The 20,265-nt window shown below is 63.7% G+C and carries 21 protein-coding genes; 6 read left to right on the forward strand and 15 right to left on the reverse strand.

All coding sequences use genetic code 11. The features are described from left to right. From QZY44_RS12785 to rpsL, 4 genes are all read right to left on the reverse strand, one after another. Positions 1-264, reverse strand: a 264-nt coding sequence (locus tag QZY44_RS12785) for a GTP-binding protein (RefSeq protein ID WP_295446776.1), incomplete at its 3' end; no start/stop codon positions are given. A 22-nt stretch (positions 265-286) separates the two neighbouring features. Continuing rightward, positions 287-2,383: an elongation factor G gene (fusA, locus tag QZY44_RS12790; protein ID WP_295446778.1), complete on the reverse strand. Its 2,097-nt coding sequence runs from the start codon at positions 2,381-2,383 to the stop codon at positions 287-289. 45 nt (positions 2,384-2,428) lie between these two features. Further along, a complete protein-coding gene (gene rpsG, locus QZY44_RS12795; RefSeq protein WP_295446780.1) occupies positions 2,429-2,899 on the reverse strand; it encodes a 30S ribosomal protein S7 in 471 nt (156 codons plus the stop codon). Between the two features lie 66 nt (positions 2,900-2,965). Beyond that, entirely contained in the window at positions 2,966-3,340 is a 375-nt protein-coding gene (gene rpsL / locus QZY44_RS12800) for a 30S ribosomal protein S12 (protein WP_100921356.1), read from the reverse strand. 1,083 nt (positions 3,341-4,423) lie between these two features. Between rpsL and QZY44_RS12805 the strand changes: the two genes are divergently transcribed. Beyond that, entirely contained in the window at positions 4,424-4,855 is a 432-nt protein-coding gene (locus QZY44_RS12805) for a DUF29 domain-containing protein (RefSeq protein WP_295446782.1), read from the forward strand. A 32-nt stretch (positions 4,856-4,887) separates the two neighbouring features. On the opposite strand, the gene QZY44_RS12810 is transcribed toward QZY44_RS12805, so the two are convergent. The 5 genes from QZY44_RS12810 to QZY44_RS12830 are packed head-to-tail and all read right to left on the reverse strand — an operon-like array spanning position 4,888 to position 9,915. Beyond that, positions 4,888-5,127 (reverse strand): hypothetical protein, encoded by a 240-nt coding sequence (locus tag QZY44_RS12810; RefSeq protein ID WP_295446784.1) that lies wholly within the window; start codon positions 5,125-5,127, stop codon positions 4,888-4,890. Beyond that, positions 5,120-6,334: an ABC transporter permease gene (locus QZY44_RS12815; protein ID WP_295446785.1), complete on the reverse strand. Its 1,215-nt coding sequence runs from the start codon at positions 6,332-6,334 to the stop codon at positions 5,120-5,122. The genes QZY44_RS12810 and QZY44_RS12815 overlap by 8 nt, the downstream gene beginning before the upstream one ends. Continuing rightward, a complete protein-coding gene (locus QZY44_RS12820; protein WP_295446787.1) occupies positions 6,334-7,110 on the reverse strand; it encodes an ABC transporter ATP-binding protein in 777 nt (258 codons plus the stop codon). The genes QZY44_RS12815 and QZY44_RS12820 overlap by 1 nt, the downstream gene beginning before the upstream one ends. After that, entirely contained in the window at positions 7,107-8,456 is a 1,350-nt protein-coding gene (locus tag QZY44_RS12825; protein WP_295446789.1) for an efflux RND transporter periplasmic adaptor subunit, read from the reverse strand. Before QZY44_RS12825 ends, QZY44_RS12820 begins: the two co-directional genes overlap by 4 nt. Positions 8,457-8,460: 4 nt before the next feature. Continuing rightward, positions 8,461-9,915: an efflux transporter outer membrane subunit gene (locus tag QZY44_RS12830; protein WP_295446791.1), complete on the reverse strand. Its 1,455-nt coding sequence runs from the start codon at positions 9,913-9,915 to the stop codon at positions 8,461-8,463. 367 nt (positions 9,916-10,282) lie between these two features. Here QZY44_RS12830 and QZY44_RS12835 point away from each other — a divergent pair, with 367 nt between their 5' ends. The 5 genes from QZY44_RS12835 (at position 10,283) to QZY44_RS12855 (ending at position 13,506) form a co-directional block, all read left to right on the forward strand. Beyond that, a complete protein-coding gene (locus QZY44_RS12835; RefSeq protein ID WP_295446793.1) occupies positions 10,283-10,606 on the forward strand; it encodes a hypothetical protein in 324 nt (107 codons plus the stop codon). A 170-nt stretch (positions 10,607-10,776) separates the two neighbouring features. Next, positions 10,777-11,055, forward strand: coding sequence for an OmpA family protein (locus QZY44_RS12840; protein ID WP_295446795.1), 279 nt, complete (start codon positions 10,777-10,779; stop codon positions 11,053-11,055). 370 nt (positions 11,056-11,425) lie between these two features. Beyond that, on the forward strand, positions 11,426-11,602 hold the full coding sequence (locus QZY44_RS12845; RefSeq protein WP_295446797.1) for a CsbD family protein: 177 nt from the start codon (positions 11,426-11,428) through the stop codon (positions 11,600-11,602). Between the two features lies 1 nt (position 11,603). Further along, entirely contained in the window at positions 11,604-11,822 is a 219-nt protein-coding gene (locus QZY44_RS12850) for a DUF2892 domain-containing protein (protein WP_295446799.1), read from the forward strand. Positions 11,823-11,934: 112 nt separating this feature from the next. After that, positions 11,935-13,506 carry an oleate hydratase gene (locus tag QZY44_RS12855; protein WP_295446801.1) on the forward strand — a complete coding sequence of 524 codons (1,572 nt, stop codon included), beginning with the start codon at positions 11,935-11,937 and terminating at the stop codon, positions 13,504-13,506. A gap of 278 nt (positions 13,507-13,784) precedes the next feature. On the opposite strand, the gene QZY44_RS12860 is transcribed toward QZY44_RS12855, so the two are convergent. The 6 genes from QZY44_RS12860 to QZY44_RS12885 all read right to left on the reverse strand — a co-directional run bounded on the left by QZY44_RS12860 (position 13,785) and on the right by QZY44_RS12885 (position 20,158). After that, positions 13,785-13,991, reverse strand: coding sequence for a hypothetical protein (locus QZY44_RS12860; protein ID WP_295446802.1), 207 nt, complete (start codon positions 13,989-13,991; stop codon positions 13,785-13,787). Between the two features lie 430 nt (positions 13,992-14,421). After that, a complete protein-coding gene (locus QZY44_RS12865; RefSeq protein ID WP_295446804.1) occupies positions 14,422-14,652 on the reverse strand; it encodes a hypothetical protein in 231 nt (76 codons plus the stop codon). A gap of 342 nt (positions 14,653-14,994) precedes the next feature. Continuing rightward, the gene (locus tag QZY44_RS12870) at positions 14,995-16,119 is read right to left on the reverse strand and encodes an ABC transporter permease (RefSeq protein WP_295446805.1); all 1,125 of its coding nucleotides are present in this window, start codon (positions 16,117-16,119) and stop codon (positions 14,995-14,997) included. 3 nt (positions 16,120-16,122) lie between these two features. Beyond that, complete coding sequence (rbbA, locus tag QZY44_RS12875; protein WP_295446807.1) at positions 16,123-18,957, reverse strand: ribosome-associated ATPase/putative transporter RbbA; 2,835 nt, start codon at positions 18,955-18,957, stop codon at positions 16,123-16,125. After that, positions 18,921-19,994 carry an HlyD family efflux transporter periplasmic adaptor subunit gene (locus tag QZY44_RS12880; RefSeq protein WP_295446809.1) on the reverse strand — a complete coding sequence of 358 codons (1,074 nt, stop codon included), beginning with the start codon at positions 19,992-19,994 and terminating at the stop codon, positions 18,921-18,923. Before QZY44_RS12880 ends, rbbA begins: the two co-directional genes overlap by 37 nt. Further along, the gene (locus tag QZY44_RS12885; RefSeq protein WP_295446811.1) at positions 19,991-20,158 is read right to left on the reverse strand and encodes a hypothetical protein; all 168 of its coding nucleotides are present in this window, start codon (positions 20,156-20,158) and stop codon (positions 19,991-19,993) included. The genes QZY44_RS12880 and QZY44_RS12885 overlap by 4 nt, the downstream gene beginning before the upstream one ends. Positions 20,159-20,265 lie beyond the last annotated feature (107 nt).

Genomic DNA, 20,265 nt, shown 5'->3' on the forward strand with positions numbered 1-20,265 from the left:
ATAGTCGGCGTGTCCCGGGCAGTCCACATGCGCATAGTGGCGCGCCTTGGTCTCGTATTCGACGTGCGCCGTGGCGATCGTGATGCCGCGCTCGCGCTCCTCAGGGGCGTTGTCGATCTGGTCATAGGCACGCGCCACGCCGCCAAACTTCTTGGCCTGGTGCATGGTGATCGCGGCCGTGAGCGTGGTCTTGCCATGATCCACGTGCCCGATCGTGCCCACATTCAAGTGCGGCTTGGTGCGCGAAAATTTTTCTTTGGACATCCCGATCTTCCCGTGTCACTCGTTACTGTTTCTTGGCGACCGCTTCGGCAATGCTGGCGGGCACCTCGTTGTACTTGGCAAACTCCATGCTATAGGTCGCCCGGCCCTGGGTGGCGGAGCGCAGATCCGTGGCATAGCCAAACATCTGGGCCAAGGGCACCTCGGCGCGGATGGTCTTACCGGAGGGCGTATCCTCCATCCCCTGGATCATGCCGCGGCGACTGTTCAGGTCGCCCATCACATCACCCATGTTCTCTTCGGGTGTGACCACCTCGACCTTCATGATCGGCTCCAGCAACCGGGGCTTGGCCTTGGCACAACCCTCCTTGAACGCCATCGAGCCGGCGATCTTAAACGCCATTTCGCTGGAGTCTACCTCGTGGTAGGAACCGTCATAGAGGGTGACCTTAATGTCCACCACCGGGAAGCCCGCCAGGATACCGGTGCGCATCGCCTCCTGTATACCTTTATCGACCGCCGGGATGTACTCCTTGGGGATGACACCGCCGACAATGCCGTTGACGAACTCGTAACCCTTGCCCGCTTCCTGCGGCTCCAGCTTGATATAGACGTGTCCATACTGGCCGCGACCGCCGGTCTGACGTGCAAATTTAGTCTCTTGCTGCACCGCGTTGCGGATGGTCTCCCGGTAACTGACCTGGGGTGCCCCGACATTGGCCTCAACGTTGAATTCGCGGCGCATGCGGTCGACGATGATCTCCAGGTGCAATTCACCCATACCGGAGATGATGGTCTGGCTTGACTCCTCGTCGGTGCGCACCCGGAACGACGGGTCTTCTTGGGCCAGCTTCTGCAGCGCCATACCCATCTTCTCTTGGTCGCTCTTGGTCTTCGGCTCCACGGCCACCGAGATGACCGGCTCCGGAAACTCCATGCGCTCCAAGGTGATGATCTGATTCAGGTCACACAGGGTATCACCAGTCGTGACGTCCTTCAGCCCCACTGCCGCGGCGATATCGCCGGCATGGACCTCACGGATTTCATGACGATCATTGGCATGCATCTGCAGCATGCGCCCCAGTCGCTCCTTGCGGCCACGTACCGGGTTGTAGACACTGTCGCCGGAACTCAGAACGCCGGAATAGACACGGAAAAAGGTCAGGGTACCGACAAAGGGATCGGTCGCGATCTTGAACGCCAAGGCCGCAAAGGGGGCGTCGTCTGAGGCCGGCCGCTCGCCCTGACTCTCGTCCTTATCGTCCAGGATGCCGGTGATCGCAGGCACGTCCTTGGGGGACGGCATGTAATCGATGACGCCATCCAGCATCGCCTGCACGCCTTTATTCTTGAAGGCGGAACCACACATCATCGGGGTGATCTCGCTTTTCAGCGTACGCGCCCGGATGCCGAACTTGATCTCTTCCTCGGTCAGCGCCTCGCCTTCGAGGTACTTCTCCATCAAGGCTTCGCTGCCCTCGGCAGCGGCCTCGATCATCTTTTCACGCCACTCCTGGCATTGCTCAAGCATGTCCGCCGGGACTTCAGCGTACTCGAACTTCATTCCCTTGGACTCTTCGTCCCAGAGGATGGCCTTCATCTTCACGAGATCGACCACGCCCTTGAAGTGCTCTTCCGCGCCGATCGGCAACTGGAGCGGCACCGGGGTCGCACCCAGACGGTCCTTCAACTGCTGGACGACCCGCAAGAAGTTGGCTCCCATGCGGTCCATCTTATTGACGAAACCCAGACGCGGCACACCATACTTGTTGGCCTGACGCCAGACCGTCTCGGACTGGGGCTCGACCCCGCCGACCGCGCAGAACAGGGCGCAGGCACCGTCCAGGACGCGCAACGAGCGCTCCACCTCAATGGTGAAGTCCACGTGTCCCGGGGTATCGATGATATTGATCCGGTGCTCCGGACGCCCCAGATCCATGCCTTTCCAGAAACAGGTGGTCGCGGCCGACGTAATCGTGATGCCGCGCTCCTGCTCCTGCACCATCCAGTCCATGGTGGCGGCACCGTCATGCACCTCACAGATCTTGTGGGACACGCCGGTGTAATACAGGACGCGTTCAGTCGTCGTGGTCTTGCCGGCGTCAATATGCGCCATGATACCAATGTTGCGATAACGCTCGATGGGGGTGCTGCGTGCCACGACTATTTCCGTCCTGCAAGTAAAAAAAGAACTGCGAGCCGACAACTACCAACGGTAATGTGAGAAGGCCTTGTTCGCCTCTGCCATCCGGTGGGTGTCTTCCTTCTTCTTGACGGCCGAGCCCCGGGATTCGGCGGCATCCATCAATTCACCAGCCAAGCGCAAGGCCATCGACTTCTCGGAGCGCTTACGCGCCGCATCGATCAGCCAACGCATGGCGAGCGAGTTGCGCCGGGTCGGACGCACCTCCACGGGCACCTGATAGGTCGCACCACCGACGCGCCGGGACTTGACCTCGACGACCGGCCGCACGTTATCCATCGCCGTCTCCAAGAGACCGATCGGCGGACCACCCTTTTTGGTGGCCACCTGATCCAGTGCAGTATAGATAATCCGCTCGGCGACCGACTTCTTGCCGTCTTCCATCAGCATATTGATGAACTTGGTCAACAATTCGCTTCCGTGCTTGGGATCCGGCAGGATCTGACGGCGTGCGGCTACGCGTCTTCTGGGCATCTTCTAGGCTCCGACCTTCTGACTGGGTGTTCGGCGCCAGCCCCCGCAGGGACTGACACGAGCACGTTATTTCTTCGGACGCTTGGCGCCGTACTTGGAACGACCCTGGCGGCGCTTCTCGACACCGGAGGTGTCCAGGGTGCCGCGGATGGTGTGATAACGCACACCAGGCAAGTCCTTGACGCGCCCCCCACGGATGAGCACCACCGAGTGCTCTTGGAGGTTATGACCCTCGCCACCAATATAGGAAGCGACCTCAAAGCCGTTGGTCAGGCGCACACGGGCGACCTTACGCAAGGCCGAGTTCGGCTTCTTCGGCGTGGTGGTGTACACTCGGGTACAGACACCGCGGCGCTGCGGGCACGACTCCAGCGCCGGCACGTTACTCTTTTCAACGTCGCGCTTGCGAGGCTTGCGCACGAGTTGGTTGATCGTTGCCATTCAATCGGTCTCCAGCGGCGTTCTCGCGCCTGTCTCAAACACAGCAAATCGCATGCGAAAAAAACGCTGACGCCCGCCCAGACAAAAGCCGGGAGACGACAGCCCCGCACGGGGAGGATTCGAGTGCTTCGGGGACCGGACGAGTCCGGGCCAAGCTCCGGAATCGGTACCGGAAGGTGAAATGACCGAACCGGCGTTAGTAAGCCGGCCAGCCAAGACCGCGCATTGTATGGATGCGCGACGGGGGTGTCAACCAGCATTTCGACTGGTTTAGCGATCAGCGGATCGGATCGGCCCCGCCACACCGCGGGGCACCCGCCGGCACCGCGGTCGGCGGCGTCAGGGACGCACCTTGCGGCCTGCCCCGGGCGCGCATCGCGCCTTAAGCCGCCGCAGCGTGGACCCCTTAAGGATGAAGGATCCCGACGCAGCGGTGATCGGGGGTTACGATCATGGGCTTCCACGCGGCGTCCGTCAAGCGATCCACAGCGCCCTGGGACGCCGCAGTAACCGCCCCTGAGGCACTTGCTTTGCGGGCACAAGTGGAGCCCGTCCTGCGCACCCTAAGGCAACGAACCCTTGCACATCGGGCGCCGGCAACCTGGGGGGCTCGCACGCGGGAAGACTTCCCCATATTAAGAGGGTGCGCGAACCGGAGCGACCCTGGTGCGGCCGACCCGAGCGACTCAACGGGGAGGACGACGGATCGTCGTTCCGCCAGAACGTGTAACGAGCGACCGCGACGCTCGGCCGACGGGGGTCTTGATCGTAATTCCGACCAATGCCTCTTGCGAAGCAGGGTGTTGGCGCCGTAACTTACTGTTTTCTCTATATCTCCATAGCCTGAGCTCGCCCAGGGTGGCCGGAGTTATGATCAAAGCCGCCGACGGGACGCGGCGGACCCTGCCTCGCAAAGCATCGGCTTGACCGAGATTGCCGTTGCTGGCCCACGCGACTATCCTACCGGGCAAGGGTCAACCAGCCGCCGTGCAGGCCCATCAGGACGAACACTAGATTCTATTACTGTGTACCCCATACCAGCTAGGCGGACGCCTCGCACCAATACCCAAAGAGACGGCATCCATGACCACTGCTTACCGACAGGATTTCTATGCCTGGGCACAGGAGCAAGCCGCCTTGATACGGGCCGGCAAGCTAACCGACATCGACTGGGCACAGGTCGCGGAGGAGATAGACGACATGGGCAAGAGCGAGAAAAGGGCGATGGAAAGCCGTCTGGAAGTCTTGCTGATGCATCTGCTCAAATGGCAGGTACAGCAAGATCGACGCTCCCAGAGTTGGCAACGAACGATAAGAGATCAGCGGCGGCGCCTAGACAGGTTGCTGCAAGAAAATCCAAGCCTGAAATCGCTGTTGGCAGAGTCCATTGCCGATGTCTACCCCTCAGCGGTGATCGCGGCGGCCAATGAGACTGGGCTAGATGAGGATCGTTTTCCTGACGCCTGCCCCTATACCGATAGACAGATATTCGATCGCGAGTTTTTGCCGGATTGACCTAATGCCAGTACCGCCATATTTTTTCTGCTTTAGGCATCAAAGCTAGGACGCATTTTTCTTGCAGATTTGAACTGACTCACCAGTTCTTTCACTTTCTCATTTGAAGGGCTGACATAAAACAAAGAAAGATCACCCAAGAGAACTTGATTTTTCCGGAATACTTCAGTCGTTCCGACGAAAGGCTTTGATGATCTTCTTGTTGCAACATGAGGGTTTCCGTTCTTGGCACTGGATTGCGCTGTCCTGCCGGAATGAAGAACTCTACTCATGCCGCAGCGCCTCGATCGGGTCCATCCGCGCAGCCCGCCGGGCCGGGAAATAGCCGAACAGCACCCCAATGCCGGCCGAGAACAGGAACGACAGCAGATTGATGGTCGGGTCGAACAGATAGGGGACACCCATGACGCTCGCCAGCGCGATGGAGGCGCCGGTGGCGATGACGATCCCGACGATGCCGCCGAGCGCGGCCAGGACCACCGCCTCGATCAGGAACTGCAGCAGCACCTCGCGCTCCAGGGCGCCGATGGCCAGGCGCAGGCCGATCTCGCGGGTGCGCTCGGTCACGCTGACCAGCATGATGTTCATGATGCCGATACCGCCCACCAGCAGACTCACTGCGGCCACGGCGCCGAGCAGGGTGGTCATCACCTGGGTGGTACCGGAGAGCGTCTCAGCCAGCTGCTGGGTGTCGAGCACGTTGAAATTGTCATCATCGCCCGCGGTGAGCTTGCGGCGCTCGCGCAGCAGCTGTGTCAGACTGGCCTTCAGCCGCGTGCTATCGGTGCCCTCCTGCATCGACACCAGCAGGGTGGCGACGCTCTGGGTACCGGTAACGCGGCGTTGCAGGGTGTGCAGCGGGACCAGCACCACGTCGTCCTGGTCGTTGCCCATCGCCGCCTGGCCCTTGGAGGCGAGCACACCGATGACCTCGCACGAGAACTGCTTGATGCGCAGCTGCGCGCCCAGCCCCCCGGCACCCACCGCGCCACCGAAGATCTCGCGCCGCACCGTCTCGCCGACGATGCAGACGGCGCCGCCGACGCTCTGATCCTCCGCCTCGAAGGTACGACCGGAGGCAAGCTTCCAGTTGCCGGTGGTAAACCAGGCGTTGGTGCTGCCGGTGACGTTGGTCGCCCAGTTGCGGCCGTTGCCGACCACGGTGACGTTGGTGCGACCTTCCGGTGCCGCCGCCGCCACGCCGCCGAGTTCCGCCAGGATAGCCGCGGCATCGGCCTCCTTGAACGCGGGTGCGCCCGCCCCGCCACCGTGCCCCTGGCGCTGGCCGGTGCGGACCATCAGCAGGTTGCTGCCGAGCCCCGCAATCTGCGTCTGCACCGCCTGGGTCGCACCCTTGCCGAGCGTAACCATGGTAATCACCGCGCTCACCCCGATCACGATGCCGAGGATGGTCAGGAAAGAGCGCAGCAGATTGCGGCGGATGGAGCGCAGCGCGAGCCAGAGTGAATTGAGCAGCATCAGCGCGCCTGCCCCGCCGGCAGCCCCGGTTCAACGGGGTGCGGGTTCAGCACATCGCTGTCGATACGCCCATCGATGAAGTGCACCAGGCGCCGCGCATAGGCGGCCATATCGGGCTCGTGCGTGACCATCAGCACGGTGATGCCGTGGTCCGTGTTCAGGCCGCGCAGCAGATCCATGATCTCCTGGCTGCGCCGGGTGTCGAGGTTGCCGGTGGGCTCGTCGGCCAGCAGGACGGCGGGTTCGGTGACGATGGCCCGGGCGATGGCCACCCGCTGCTGCTGCCCGCCGGAGAGCTCCGCCGGCGTGTGGTGTTCCCAGCCGCCCAGGCCCACCGAACGCAGCGCCTTGGCCGCGGCGGCGTGGCGCGCGGCGGCCCCCTCGCCGCGATAGACCAGCGGCAGCTCGACATTCTCCTGCGCCGAGGTGCGCGCCAACAGATTGAAGCCCTGGAACACGAAGCCCAGATAGCGGCGGCGCAGCCGGGCCAGTCGGTCACGCGACAGCGACTCGACGTGGGCGCCGAGGAACAGGTATTGCCCGGCGGTCGGGGTATCCAGACAGCCCAGGATGTTCATCGCGGTCGACTTGCCCGAACCGCTGGGGCCCATGATCGCCACGAACTCGCCGGCCGCAATCGTAAGATCGATGCCTTTGAGCGCCAGCAGCGCGACCTCACCGGTGCCATACACCTTGGTGACACCGCGCAGCCGGATCAGCGGTTGGCCGACCGCCACCGGGGGGGCGGCACGCGTCAGTGCAGGGGCGTCACTCATGGCGCCGCCGTCTTCTGGTCGGTGATCACCTGCATACCTGCCTTCAGGTCGCCGCCGGTGATCTCGGTCAGATGGCCATCGCTGATGCCGGCCGTGACCGCCACCGCGACCGCGGTGCTGTGATCGGCGTCGGGCAACACCCACACCTGGCGCGCCCCGGCGGTGCTGGCGCCCAGCGCGGCGGACTTGCGCGCGGTCCGGGCGGGTCCGCGCGGAATCAGGCTGGAGACGATGCTGGTGCCGGCCGCCGCCGTGCCAGCCGCCGCCCTCGGCGTGAAACGCAGCGCCGTGTTTGGGACCAGCAACACGTCCTTGCGCTGGGTCGCGGTGATGGTGGCGGTGGCCGTCATGCCGGGACGCAGGGTCAGATCGGTGTTTTCTACGGCCAACAGGGTCAGGTAGGTGACGACGTTGTCAGTGATGGTGGAACCGAAGGCCACCCGGGTGATCCGCGCCGGGTACTTGCGGCTCGGGTAGGCGCTGACAGTGAAGGTGGCCTCCTGATCGACCTTGACCGAACCGACGTCGGCCTCATCGACATAGACCTGGAGGCGCAACTGCGCCAGGTCCTCGGCCAGAGTGAACAGGGTCACCGCCTGTAATGAGGCGGCCACCGCGTTGCCGGGGTCGACATTGCGCGTCAGTATCACGCCGTCCGATGGGGCAGTGATCGATGCCTTCGACAGGTTGATCCCATTGGTGGACAGGGTCGCCTTGGCTTCATCGACGCTGGCGCGGGCGCTGGCCGCGTCGGCGATCGCCCGCTCCAGCGTGGCGTGGGCGATGTCGAGCTCGGTCTTGGACGGCACCTTGCCGCCCGAGAGCCGCGCCACCTCGTCGAGTCGCGTCATGCTGGCCGTGGCCTCCTTCACCGTCGCGACGGTCTGCGCGACCTTGGCATTGGTCACGGCCAAGGCCGCACGCGAGAGCAGGATCTGGTCGCGGAGCTTGGCCGTGTCCAACTCGACCAGCACCTGGCCCTTCTTGACCTGGTCATTGACGTCGACGTTGACCTTCAGGACCGTCCCCGAGGTTTCGCTGCCGATGTTGATCGAGCGCGTCGGTTGCAGGGTCCCGTTGGCGGTGACGGTCAGCGTCAGGTTCCCGCGCGCGACCACCTCGGTGACATAAGCAGGCGCCGCGCTTGCGCTCTTGCGCGCCTGCCAAAACCACAGGCCAGTGGCCGTCAGCGCGAGCAGCAACACGGCCGCCCACAGTGCGCGGCGGCGGTACCAGGCGGGCGGCACGGGCTCGTCGAGCAGTGTGCTGAGATCGGTATCGGTTTCGGTGTCACGGCCCGGCTCAGTCGGCGGCGCGACTGCAACCGGTGGGGTGGGAGTGTTCATCTGGTTAATCCTGCCCGCGCGATGGTGGGTTATGACGCCTGACAGCCTGGCTGGACTGAGCCATCGCGTCGCCGCCGTCGGGTTGCCACCCGCCGCCGAGCGCCTTGTAAAGACGCACATGGTCGGAGCTGACCGCGGCGCGGACCGTGGCCAGGGCTTCCTGGGTGGTGAGTTGGGTGCGCTGGGTATCGAGCACGGTCTGGAAGTCGACCACCCCACCGCGATAGCGCTGGCGCGCCAGCAGCGCGGCGTTGGCGGCCGCCGCCGCGGCGAGTTGCAGGTGCACGAAGCGTTCGCGATCACCGCGCAAGGCCACCAGCGCGTCTTCCACATCTTTGAGCGCCGTCAGCACCGCGGCCTTGTAGGTCGAGCCCGCCTGATCCAGCGCCGCCTGCTGGGCGCGCACCTGGGCGCGCAAGGAACCGCCATCGAACAGCGGCATGGTCACGCTCGCCAGCAGCACGCTGACCACCGAGGCGCCCTGGGTCAGCGCGGCCAGGGTCAGCGCGTCGAGACCCAGCGAACCGCCGATCGTGAAATTGGGCGCACGCGCCGCCTGGGCCTCGGCCACGCGGGCCATGGCCGCCAGCATCGTGTACTCGGCGGCACGGACATCGGGACGCTGGCGCAGGGTGTCGGCGGGGAAGCTCAAGGCCAGGTCACCGGCCACCTGCGGCACCGGACCGGCGGACGCCAACGCCGTCGCCAGGGCCGCGGGCGGCTGTCCGGTCAACACCGCCAGCGCGTACCTTGACTGCGCGATGCTGGTCTGAATCACCGGCAACAGGGCGCGCGTCTGCTCGGCCTGGGTCATCGCCTGCTCTGCCTCGAGCGAGGTGGTGAGCCCCGCCTGCAGGCGCCACTGAGTGATCTGCAAGGTCTCAAGCTGGCTCGACAGGTTGTCATCCGCAATCCCCGACAGTGCCTCAGCGCTGCGCAGTGTGATATAGGCCAACGCCACCTCCGCGGCGATCGACACCTGCACCTCACCCAGACTCGCGGCACTGGCCCGCGCGGTGGCATCCGTGGCGGCGAGCGCACTGCGGTTGACACCGAAGATATCCAGCTCCCAACTCGCATCCAGGCCGACCTGGATGCGCTCCCCGGTACTCTTGCCGCCCGCGCTGCTGTGCTGGGCGGAAGCCGAAGCGTCGAGCGTCGGCCACAGCGCCCCCGCCGCCACATCGCGCAGTGCCCGGGCCTGCCGCAGGGCCGCCTCAGCACCCTGGACGTCGGTGTTCGCCCGCAGTGCCTGGGCCACCAATTGGCTGAGTACCGGGTCGCCGAACCGCGACCACCAGTGCACCAGCGAGGCGCCGCCGAGCGTCGCAGAGGCCACTACACCCGACCAGCCGACCGGGACATCCACCGTGGCGCTCGGCGGCCGCCCGATCGCGGCGCAACCGCCCAAGGCCAGCAGCAGGACGGCCGCACCGCTGCGGTGGATCATTTGATGCATTCAGTCCTCGCGGGGGTCGGCTCCCTGACGCTTCCCAAGCCTCGGAATGGAGCTGGGTAAGTCCCGGGGATTGCGCGAATAGTGATTTCATACCGCGCCTATTCATGGTCGGTGTGCCGGCCTTCATTAGCCTGACAACCCTGGTTCTGCGTCGCTCTGCCTTTAGGCTCACCGGACGCCCCGGAGCTCCCCTAAAGATTAGCGTAGCGCAGCAGTGGCGGTCTGTGCGGCATCGAACCGAGCGCGACCTGCCATCAGACCCACACACCCTGAGCGAGGAAAAGGCCAGGCGCTATGTTGGCCGGCGCACCGACTGACCAGGGCTTAAGGCCTATCGTTCGTAAAACCACATCCTGGAGAAATCGCAATGTCCACGAAGCATCTGCTCGTTACGTCCGCCGCGGCCATGACCATCGCCCTGTCCGGTGCACTCTGCGCACAGGCCGTGATTGACCAGGCCACCATTGAAGCGCGTGAGGCCAAGGCCACGGGTGAGACGGGAGCACCGGCGCCCACCGCCAGCGAACAGTACATGCACCAGAAGGTCGACGCGGCCACCGCCGCCGAGGCCAGGCAACACGCCAATCCGAGTGAAGCGAACCTGCAGGCCCGCACCAAGGCCGAGAACGAGGCCTCGGCGGCATTCGAGGCGCAACAGTCAAAGGATAAGACCGACCAGTTGCGGCGCTGAACCGGGTAGGGCACTGGCCCCCGTGCTTAGGGCTTTGTTCCCCATGCCCCACTGGGCATGCGCCTGCTGTTTGAAATCAACAGGTAAGAGCTCCAGGACATCCGCAACCCCGAAGAGCTGACCAAACTCGATGCCCTGATAGCGGAATTCAAGGCACCCCGCGTGACGGGGTGGTCAGCATCGTCGGCCACACCGACAAACCGGGCAGCCTGCAACTCAACCAGGTGTTAAGCGAAAACCGCGCCGATACCATCAAAAACTACATGATCGACCATGGTTACCCCGCCGCCGATATCCGCGAGGTGAAGGGCATGGCCCGGGAAGGCGGCAACGATGTCGCCGCCAACGGTGCGGCCATCGACATGGGTCCATTGGAGAACAATCCACTGCGTCGCCGCGTGGTCGTGACGGAACTCGGGCCGGATCAGCTAAGGCAGTGCAACCAATAGTCACGCGTCGCTCCGGCGCGCCCTTGGCTCCGTTTCGTTTCAGCACGGACCAGTGCAACCGCACGCAAGGGATGGCACTCATCCATTAGGCCCCTTCCCCCACGGCGGCCTAAAGGACGACCGGTCCCCGGGTTTCGCCGGAGACCGGACTTTTTTGTGCCTCGCCAACACCCCAAGGAATGTGCAACGACGCCTCTGAACCGGGCACAACCAGGTCGTTTTCGCGCAGAAGAATCGCCAGCTGAGTGCGGTGCCGCACCGAATGCCCCCCTCCCTGCGGGATATTCTTCACAGATAGCGATGGGAACCCAGTCCCCGCTCGGATCATGACCAACCTGGTCATTATTCAACGTCACATCAGGATACCACCATGAACAAAGAACAGGTCAAAGGCCGCGTCGAAGAAGCCAAGGGCAAAGTCAAGGAAGTTGCCGGTAACGTCGTCGGCAACAAACACCTTGAATTGGAAGGCAATATCCAAAAGAACGTGGGCAAGGTCCAGGCTGGTCTGGGCGACCTCAAGGCAGATATTGAAAAGGACCGCTAACATGAACTTCGACATCAAGAAGCCCAACATCGGCAATACCGATCGCATAATCCGCGCCGGTGTTGCGGTCCTACTGATCCTCGGAGCCATACGCGGCGGCAGCTGGGTCGCTGGAGTGATCGGCGCGGTCCTGCTCGCCACTGCGTACTTCCGCTTCTGCCCGGCCTACGCGGCCACGGATTTCAGCACCAACAAGGACACGGCACCAGACCTCAAGTAGGACGCAGGACCGTCCAGCGATCGGGCCATCGGCCCGGTCGTTGGTTTGTGACTGGCGCATCCATGCGGGAGCAGCGCGCATCCCCTCTCATCGGCGGCGAGGTCCGCATAACATGAGTACAGCACCAAGAGTCTATCTCGTCGGTGGTGGTATCGGCTCACTGGCCGCCGCCGCCTTCATGATCCGCGACGGCCATCTGCCAGGCGCCAACATTTCGATCCTGGAAGCAGCGCCGGTCCTGGGCGGTAGCCTGGACGGCGCGGGAGACCCGCAGACGGGGTATTCGATGCGCGGCGGACGCATGGTCACCACCGAAAATTACGAATGTACCTGGGACCTCTACAAGTCGATCCCCTCGCTGCAAGAGGATGGCCAATCGGTCTTTGACGAGACCATGGCATTCAACGAGAAACACCGCTCCAACGCGCTGGCTCGACTCATCGACCGCCGCCGCGCCAAGGTCCCGGTGAAGTCCATGGGGTTCTCCATGCAGGACCGCCTTGAATTACTGAAGCTCAGCCGCACCGACGAGGCGACACTGGCCGCCAGCTGCATTACCGACTGGCTCTCACCCGCGTTTTTTGAAACCACATTCTGGTACCTTTGGTCCACCACCTTCGCCTTCCAGCCGTGGCATAGCGCCGTCGAGTTCAAGCGCTACCTGCTGCGCTTTATCCTCGAGTTCTCACGCATCGAGACCCTGGCAGGCGTCAAGCGCACCATCTACAACCAGCATGACTCGCTCGTGCTGCCCCTCCAGACCTGGCTCGACGCCCAAGGCGTCCACCTGATCCCGGACTGCACAGTGACCGGCCTCGACCACCGGACCGAAGACGGTCAGCTCATCGTGACCGGCATGGATTGCCTGCGCCACGGCGCGCGGGAATCGATTTGCGTCAAGCACGGCGACCTCGTCTTCATCCAGAACGCCTCCATGACGGACGCCTCCAGCCTGGGCTCCATGACGAGCGCCCCCGCCAAGCTGACCAAGGCGCAGAGCAATGGTTGGACCCTGTGGGAAGCGCTGGCCGAGGGCCGGCCGCACTTTGGCAACCCCGCGGCCTTCAACAGTTGCATCGCCCAGTCTTGGTGGGAATCATTCACCGTCACCTTGAAGGACCCGGCGTTCTTCGACAAGATGCTCGACTTCAGCGGCAACGAGCCAGGCACCGGCGGGCTGGTGACGTTCAAGGACTCGAATTGGCTGATGTCCATTGTGTTGGCCTACCAACCACACTTCCTGAATCAGCCGGCCGACGTCCAAGTGTTCTGGGGGTATTCGCTGTTTCCGGATCGGGTGGGAAATTTCGTTCCGAAAGCCATGGCCGAGTGCAATGGGGCGGAAATTCTGCAGGAACTCTGCGGTCACCTGCGATTCGACTCGGACATCCTGGCAACGGCCAACTGCATTCCGTGCCGAATGCCCTACCTCACTAGCATGTTCATGCCCCGCCACAGCGGGGATCGGCCCTTACCGGTACCTCAGGGATCGAAAAACCTCGCGTTCATCAGTCAATTCGTGGAAATTCCAGACGACTGCGTATTTACCGTCGAGTATTCCGTGCGTGCCGCCCAGATGGCCGTCTATGAGCTGCTTGGCATTGATCGTGAAGTGCCGCCGGTCACGCCACATGCGACATCGCTAACGACGCGCTTCCGGACCTTACTGAAGGCCTTCAAGTGATCCCAGACACCAGCCAAGCGGACCCAGCGCCGCCGTTCGCAACTTGACCCTAGAAAGGGCTGTTGTCACGCTAAGGCTCCAAGCTCGTCAAGGTATTTCAGTGTGTTATCGGCGCGGAGCGATTCACCGACGGGGGCGTGTATGCCTAGCCTGTTTTCCGGTATTTCTTGGCGAGCCTGGCGCCTTGGCGCCTTGGCGTGAGCAATTGTCGGACTTGGGTTTAACAGGCCGAGCGGCGATCACGAACGTATCCGACCGGTTGCCTTCCTCAGCACCTGTCAAGCCTCGGCCACCACGACTACCACTCCATCGATCGGACCACCACGGTTGGCCACGTCCTCTCTTGCGCGAGCCTCCGCCTCAACTGCGTTAGCTTCGGCTTCAAGGGCGTTGGCCTCGGCTTCACGTGCGTGAGCTTCCGCTTCACGAGCCTGATTTTCCGCAATTTCCGCGGACTTTCTTGCTTCAAATGTACTGGTCGACATGTTCTTCTCCAATCATCGTGCCATAGGCACCGGATAGTATGACTGGGCGCCGACAAGAGACAAGACTCTCAGTCTGACGCCAGACTCGATCATGATGCGTCCGGCACGGTATCCGTGAGTTCACTCACGCAGGATCCTTGCAGGTCATTTAATCGGCATCACTGATCTTCTTTGTACACCGAACGGAACGCGCGGTCCGTTCGCTGGCCAACATACGCACAGTGGAGTGATAAGCGTGCCGCCTGCGTTGAACGGCTCGCACGGGCAGTGCCGGGAGCGGCACGAGGTTGGCTGCGGGGCCGTCCAGCAAGCCGAGTCGTCGGCGGGGACCGTCGGTGCCCACCCGGGCCGATTACCCGGGTTGGACTTCCATGCGTTTCGAAGCGGCTGGAAGCCGCTGCTACGGCCATCAAGGCCCCGGCGAGGAACCTTACTTGGGTGGCGTCGCAGGCTCCAGCAGGATGGTATCACCGGGCTTGCCGGTCTCGCCCTTGCGGCCCGGTGCCCCGGTCGTGCCCTTGGCGCCTTGATCGCCGGTGGCACCCTGCGGACCCGCGGGTCCAGGCACCGCCGTGGGAACAGCCACCACCGTGGGTGGCTTATCACACGCGACCAGACCAAAGCCGAGGATCAGCGCGGTAATCAGAATGGAATGATTCATGGGTTATTATCCAGTGTTGTTCCGGGAAATGACGCTTGAGGAGGTGATGGGGCGCCCAATGCCGTCACGAGGTGAAACGCCCCAGCCGCGTCGCGACGATAAGCCAGCCTAAGACGAATCAGAATCATTGCACCGTCTCGCCAGCTTGATCGGCAGCTTACCTAAGCAGGGCCGAATCGTCGGTACGTTGGCACACATATCCGAGAAACCAGCACGAGGCCACCCCCTAGATGAAGAAGCGCGTGGCAGCGAACGCGCCCCAGCCCCCCGCTTACAACGAGACTCCAAGCGCTGAGTCGCCGCTGGCCATCGCACACCGATCGATCCTCTTAACCCTAAAGCCTAGGCCATCTGGCTGATGGTCCGCCGGAAGCGGTTGAGCGCGATACCAAAGAACACCGCGCCGATCCCGGCTAAGGCAAGAAATGCAGGCCATACCACCATGATTCCCGCACCGCGGTAGAGTATCGCCTGGCTGAGCACGACGAAGTGGGTCGTAGGCGCACCCAGCATCAGGGTCTGCACCAGCGCCGGCATACTCTCGCGCGGAGTAGAGTTGCCGGAGAGCAGTTGCAGCGGGAGCAGGATCAGTACCGCCAGCATTCCGAACTGGGGCATCGAACGCGCCAGCGTGGCCATGAAGATACCTAACGACGTCGTGGCAAACAGGTGTAGCGCGGCACCGGCCAGAAATAGGGTAACCGCACCCTCGACGGGTATACGCAGCAGGCCCTGTACGATCAACGCCAAGGCCATGGCGGCGGCCAGCAGGACCACCAGCCCCATCGACCAGACCTTCGACAGCATGATCTCGGCAGGAGTGACCGGCATCGCCAACAGGTGCTCGATGGTACCGTGCTCGCGTTCACGGATCAGGGCCGCGCCGGTCAGGATGATCGACAGCAGGGTGACGTTATTGATGATCTCCATCACTGCACCGAACCAGGACTGTTCCAGATTGGGATTAAAGCGCGCACGCAGGGCCAATTCCACCGCCAAAGGGGCAGTGCCGCGATAGCGCTGGACAAACTCGGTGACCTCTCCCAACACCATCTGCTGGACATAGGCGCTGCCGGTAAAGGCCTGACTCATCCGCGTGGCATCGACGTTGAGCTGGATGACCGGCGAGCGCCCGGCGAGCACGTCGCTCTGAAAGGCCGGCGGGATATCCAACACGAAGGTGTAGTCGCCGGCATCCATCCCGGCATCGATGCCAGCGAGTGAAATCATCGCGGGAGGGTTGAAGCGTGGCGGATAGAACGCGGTGGCGATGCGCAGCGAGAGCGGCGAACCATCCTCATCGACGATAGCGATCGGCGCCTTGTGCAGCGTCTCCGGCATCGCCGTGGCGGCAACATAGATCGAGACCGTGAAGGTGTAGGCGATCAGCACCAACATCATCGGGTCGCGTGCCAGACTCCAAAGTTCCTTGATGCCCAGGCGATAGATGCTGGCGGCGCGCGGCATGGGCTAGCCCTCCTGTTTCTTCAGCAACACGATCGACAGCCCGAGAATGACCGGCACGGCCAATGCCAGCGGCCAGAATGAGCCGGCAAGGCTGCCGAAGTCCAATGCCTTGTTGAATACGCCCCGACTGATGGTCAGAAAGTACGAGGCGGGATAGATTCGGGCGATGACATAACCAAACCCCTCGAGCGAGGAGACCGGATTGAGCATACCGGCGAACTGGATGGCCGGGATCATGGTTCCGATCATCGTGACGAACAACGCCGCGATCTGGCTGCGGGTAAAGGTCGAGGCAAAGAGTCCGAAGCCGGTGGAGAACAGCACGAAGAGCAAGGCCCCTGCAGTGAGCGTCAGTAGGCTGCCCTTCACCGGCACACCGAAGACCGTGACGGCGAACAGGGTCAATAGTGCAAAATTGAACATCGCCAATACCACATAGGGCAACTGCTTGCCGAGCAGGAACTCGCTGCGGGTGACCGGGGTGACATAGAGATTGACGATCGAGCCCAACTCCTTCTCACGCACCACCGAGAGTGCCGCCAGCATCGCCGGGATCATCAGCAACAATATCGGGATGACGGCCGGCACCATCGCCGGTAGGCTGCGGACGTCTGGGTTGTAGCGAAAACGCGTGGCGATCGTGGCTGGGCCGGGCGCGGTGTCCTGGCCGAGTCGGCGGGCCGCCTGACCCAGCAGCCAGCCCTGGTGCATCCCCTGGACATAACCGCGCACCGTCTCGGCCCGGACCGGCATGGCACCGTCGACCCAGGCGCCGATCTGCACCGCATGCCCACGCGCCAGGTCGCGCGCAAAGCCGGACTCGATCTCAATGGCCAGGGCCAGCTCGCCGGCCCGCATGCGCCGGTCCAGATCGGCGTAGTCGACGATCGGTGGTCGCTCGATGAAATAGCGCGAACCGGACAGATTCAGGGCATAGTTCTGACTCAGTATGGTCTGGTCGCGATCGAGCACCGCATAGCTCAGGTTCTCCACGTCGAGGCTGATGCCATAACCGAAGACGAACATCAGGATCACCGTCCCCAAGAGCGCCATGGTGGCACGCACCGGGTCGCGTTGCAGCTCCAGGGTCTCGCGCAGGGTGTAGCTCCAGGCGCGGCTTGGGCTGAAGGGAAGTTGACGCACGCGCTCAGCGGCCGGCGCGGTGATTGGGACCGGTGATGCCGCGGCCACGGTGGGCTCGCCGCGCGCACCGGCCTCCTCCAGATAGCCGATGAATGCCGCTTCCAACGTGGCCACGCCGCGCTTTCGCACCAATTCGGCCGGAACATCCGTGGCCAGCACGCGCCCGGCATGCATCAGCGCAATGCGGTCACACCGGCCGGCCTCGTTCATAAAATGGGTGGAGATGAAGATCGTGACATGATCCTGGCGTGCCAGGTCGATCATCAATTGCCAGATGCGGTCGCGGGCGATGGGGTCCACACCCGAGGTCGGCTCATCCAGGATCAACAGTTCCGGTCGATGCACCATCGCCACGGCCAGTGACAGGCGCTGACGAATTCCCAGCGGCAGCTGGTCGGGTAGCGCGTCCACCGCCTCAGTCAGGCCAAAGCGCTCCAGCATCTCACCCACGCGTTCCGGGATCGCCGCCTCCGGCACCTGAAAGAGCCGCGCGTGCAGCACCAGATTCTGCTGCACCGACAACTCCGAATACAGCGAGAACGACTGCGACATATAGCCCAGGCGGCGACGCCCGTCCAAATCCTGCGCATCGACCGCATGCCCGAGGAGCCGTGCCTGTCCCTCGCTGGCCGGCAGCAGGCCCGTCAACATCTTCATGGTGGTCGACTTACCGCAGCCGTTGGAACCGATGAAGCCAAAGATCTCGCCGCGGCGGATGGAAATGTTGACGTGATCGACGGCGACAAAGTCACCGAAGCGCATGGTCAGGTCCTGCGCCTCGATGGCCAGCGCAGCGCCCTCGACGACGACCAGCGGCGGGATCGTCACGGCCCGGTAGTCACGCCGCCTGATCTCCGGCAGGAGCCTGATGAAGGCCGCGTCCAGCGTCTCGGCTCCGGTACGCGCGAGCAGTTCGGCCGGCGTCCCGGTAGCCAGGACGCGGCCGGCATCCATGGTCACCAGCCAGTCGAAACGCTGCGCCTCGTCCATGTAGGCCGTGGCCACGATCACGCTCATCCCCGGGCGCTCGGTACGAATATGTGCAATCAGGTCCCAGAACTGGGCGCGGGCCAGCGGATCGACACCGGTGGTTGGCTCATCCAGGATCAGCAGGTCGGGGTCGTGGATCAGGGCACAACACAGGGCCAGCTTCTGTTTCATCCCGCCGGAGAGCGCACCGGCGGTACGCGACAGGAACGGGGCAAGCCCGGTGGCGCCGGTCAGTTCGTCGATGCGGCGGCGCCGCTCCAAGGCCCGGTGACCGAACAAGCGCGCGAAGAATTGAAGGTTCTCCTCCACCGACAGGGTTGGATAGAGGTTCTTTCCCAGGCACTGTGGCATGTAGGCAATGCGGGGGCAGACGCGCGCACGATGGCGACTACGACCCATGTCGCCCCCCAAGACCTGCACCCGGCCCAGCTGCGCGGCGCGCGCCCCGGCGAGCAGCGCCAGCAGGCTGGATTTGCCGACACCGTCCGGGCCGAGCAGTCCCACCATGCGCGCGGGCGGCAGCTCCAACGTTACCTCGGCCAGGGCCACGACCTTGCCATACCGCAGGCCGACGCCAGCGAGCGTGGCAACTGGAGCCGCGGCATCGCGCCCCGGTGTGTCGATGCGCTGACGCGACAGGTCCCCTCCCCGCTCGGCGTCGGACGGGCTCACTGTGCCAACTTGATCGCGAGCTTCGCTGGCCATGGCAGCGCCCCATCCAGCTTGAGCCAGGCCACCCCGGGAAGGCCAGTCTTGACCAGTTTAAGGTGCTGCTGGAGCAAGTCGCGATCGATCTGCGCCTTGACCCGGAACATCAACTTCTGCCGCTCGCTCGCCGTCTCCACGGTCTTGGGCGTGAACTGGGCGGTACTGGCCACATAGGACACCCGCGCCGGGATCACGTACTGTGGGGCCGCGTCGAGCACGATGTGGACTTCCGCGCCCAGCGCCACCTTGCCAACCACCGTCTCGGGCAGGAAAAAGGTCATATAGACATCGCCCAGGTCGACCAGGTTGAGGACCCGGCCACCCGCGGCCAGAACTTCGCCGGGTTGTGCGATGCGGTATTGCACCCGACCGTCGCGCGGCGACTTGAGCTCGCTGTCCTCGATGTCCGCCTCGACGCGGGCCACGGTCGCCTCGGCGGCGGCCACCCCGGAGTCCGCGCCCACGACTTGCGCCTGCGCGGCCGTAATCGCCGCACTGGCGGCCTCCACCTGGGCCTGCGCGCCGGTCAACGTGGCTTGCGCGCCGCGCACGCGGGCGCGGTCGTCGTCCAAGACCTGAAGCGTCGTCACGCCCTTCTTGGCCAACGTCTCGGAGCGCGCCAGCCGCCGCTGCGCCGCATCCAATTCGCTCTCGCGCTGCCCGACCAGGGCCACGGCCGCGGCCTGATCGCTCTTGCGCACGCCTACCTGGGCCTGAGCGCTGGCGACCGCGGTGACGGCCTGCCGCGACTGGGCCAGGGCCTCGTCGCGCTGCGCATCGAGCACCTCGACCTGCATCTGTGCCAGTGGCTGGCCGATGCTGACGAAGTCGCCCTCGTTGACCATGATGTCCTGCACCCGCCCGGCTAGCTTGGTGGCGACATCGATCTCGGTGGCCTCGATCCGACCGTTACCGCTGACAAAACCCACCCCCGGACCGGACGGTTTCAGTGCCTTCCAGGCCAGAACCGCGCCCACCGCGATGGCCACGACAATGACCGCTACGATCACCGTCTGCTTGATTGCCGGGCTCATAATCCGGCCTTCGTCATGGCGGAGCGCCGCTGGACCGCCGGGATATCGATCCGGTACTTGGCCAGTTCGTCATCCAATTCCTGGAGCTCCCGTCGGTGGCTTTCATCCGGGGTCCGCTTGAACCCAAAGGCAGCCTTTCGCCGCTCACGGATCAAGTCTCCCACCTGCCTAACCCGGAATTCCACAGCTTCCGCCAGTGGACTATACGATAAGAGACATCCCTTCTTAGTCATCCAGTCAGCTCTTATGCTGCCCATCATGGTTCTCCTGT

Origin of the sequence: uncultured Thiodictyon sp. (assembly GCA_903837595.1) — a bacterium.
Taxonomy (GTDB): Bacteria; Pseudomonadota; Gammaproteobacteria; order Chromatiales; family Chromatiaceae; genus Thiodictyon.

Coding starts and splice junctions, on each gene's coding strand:
- QZY44_RS12805 (WP_295446782.1), top strand. CDS start 4,424: ATGACCACTGCTTACCGACAGGATTTCTATGCCTGGGCACAGGAGCAA.
- QZY44_RS12880 (WP_295446809.1), bottom strand. CDS start 19,994: ATGAGCCCGGCAATCAAGCAGACGGTGATCGTAGCGGTCATTGTCGTG.
- QZY44_RS12815 (WP_295446785.1), bottom strand. CDS start 6,334: ATGCTGCTCAATTCACTCTGGCTCGCGCTGCGCTCCATCCGCCGCAAT.
- QZY44_RS12865 (WP_295446804.1), bottom strand. CDS start 14,652: ATGAATCATTCCATTCTGATTACCGCGCTGATCCTCGGCTTTGGTCTG.
- QZY44_RS12845 (WP_295446797.1), top strand. CDS start 11,426: ATGAACAAAGAACAGGTCAAAGGCCGCGTCGAAGAAGCCAAGGGCAAA.
- QZY44_RS12870 (WP_295446805.1), bottom strand. CDS start 16,119: ATGCCGCGCGCCGCCAGCATCTATCGCCTGGGCATCAAGGAACTTTGG.
- rpsL (WP_100921356.1), bottom strand. CDS start 3,340: ATGGCAACGATCAACCAACTCGTGCGCAAGCCTCGCAAGCGCGACGTT.
- rbbA (WP_295446807.1), bottom strand. CDS start 18,957: ATGGCCAGCGAAGCTCGCGATCAAGTTGGCACAGTGAGCCCGTCCGAC.
- rpsG (WP_295446780.1), bottom strand. CDS start 2,899: ATGCCCAGAAGACGCGTAGCCGCACGCCGTCAGATCCTGCCGGATCCC.
- QZY44_RS12825 (WP_295446789.1), bottom strand. CDS start 8,456: ATGAACACTCCCACCCCACCGGTTGCAGTCGCGCCGCCGACTGAGCCG.
- QZY44_RS12855 (WP_295446801.1), top strand. CDS start 11,935: ATGAGTACAGCACCAAGAGTCTATCTCGTCGGTGGTGGTATCGGCTCA.
- QZY44_RS12850 (WP_295446799.1), top strand. CDS start 11,604: ATGAACTTCGACATCAAGAAGCCCAACATCGGCAATACCGATCGCATA.
- QZY44_RS12860 (WP_295446802.1), bottom strand. CDS start 13,991: ATGTCGACCAGTACATTTGAAGCAAGAAAGTCCGCGGAAATTGCGGAA.
- QZY44_RS12830 (WP_295446791.1), bottom strand. CDS start 9,915: ATGCATCAAATGATCCACCGCAGCGGTGCGGCCGTCCTGCTGCTGGCC.
- QZY44_RS12835 (WP_295446793.1), top strand. CDS start 10,283: ATGTCCACGAAGCATCTGCTCGTTACGTCCGCCGCGGCCATGACCATC.
- QZY44_RS12820 (WP_295446787.1), bottom strand. CDS start 7,110: ATGAGTGACGCCCCTGCACTGACGCGTGCCGCCCCCCCGGTGGCGGTC.
- QZY44_RS12810 (WP_295446784.1), bottom strand. CDS start 5,127: ATGAGTAGAGTTCTTCATTCCGGCAGGACAGCGCAATCCAGTGCCAAG.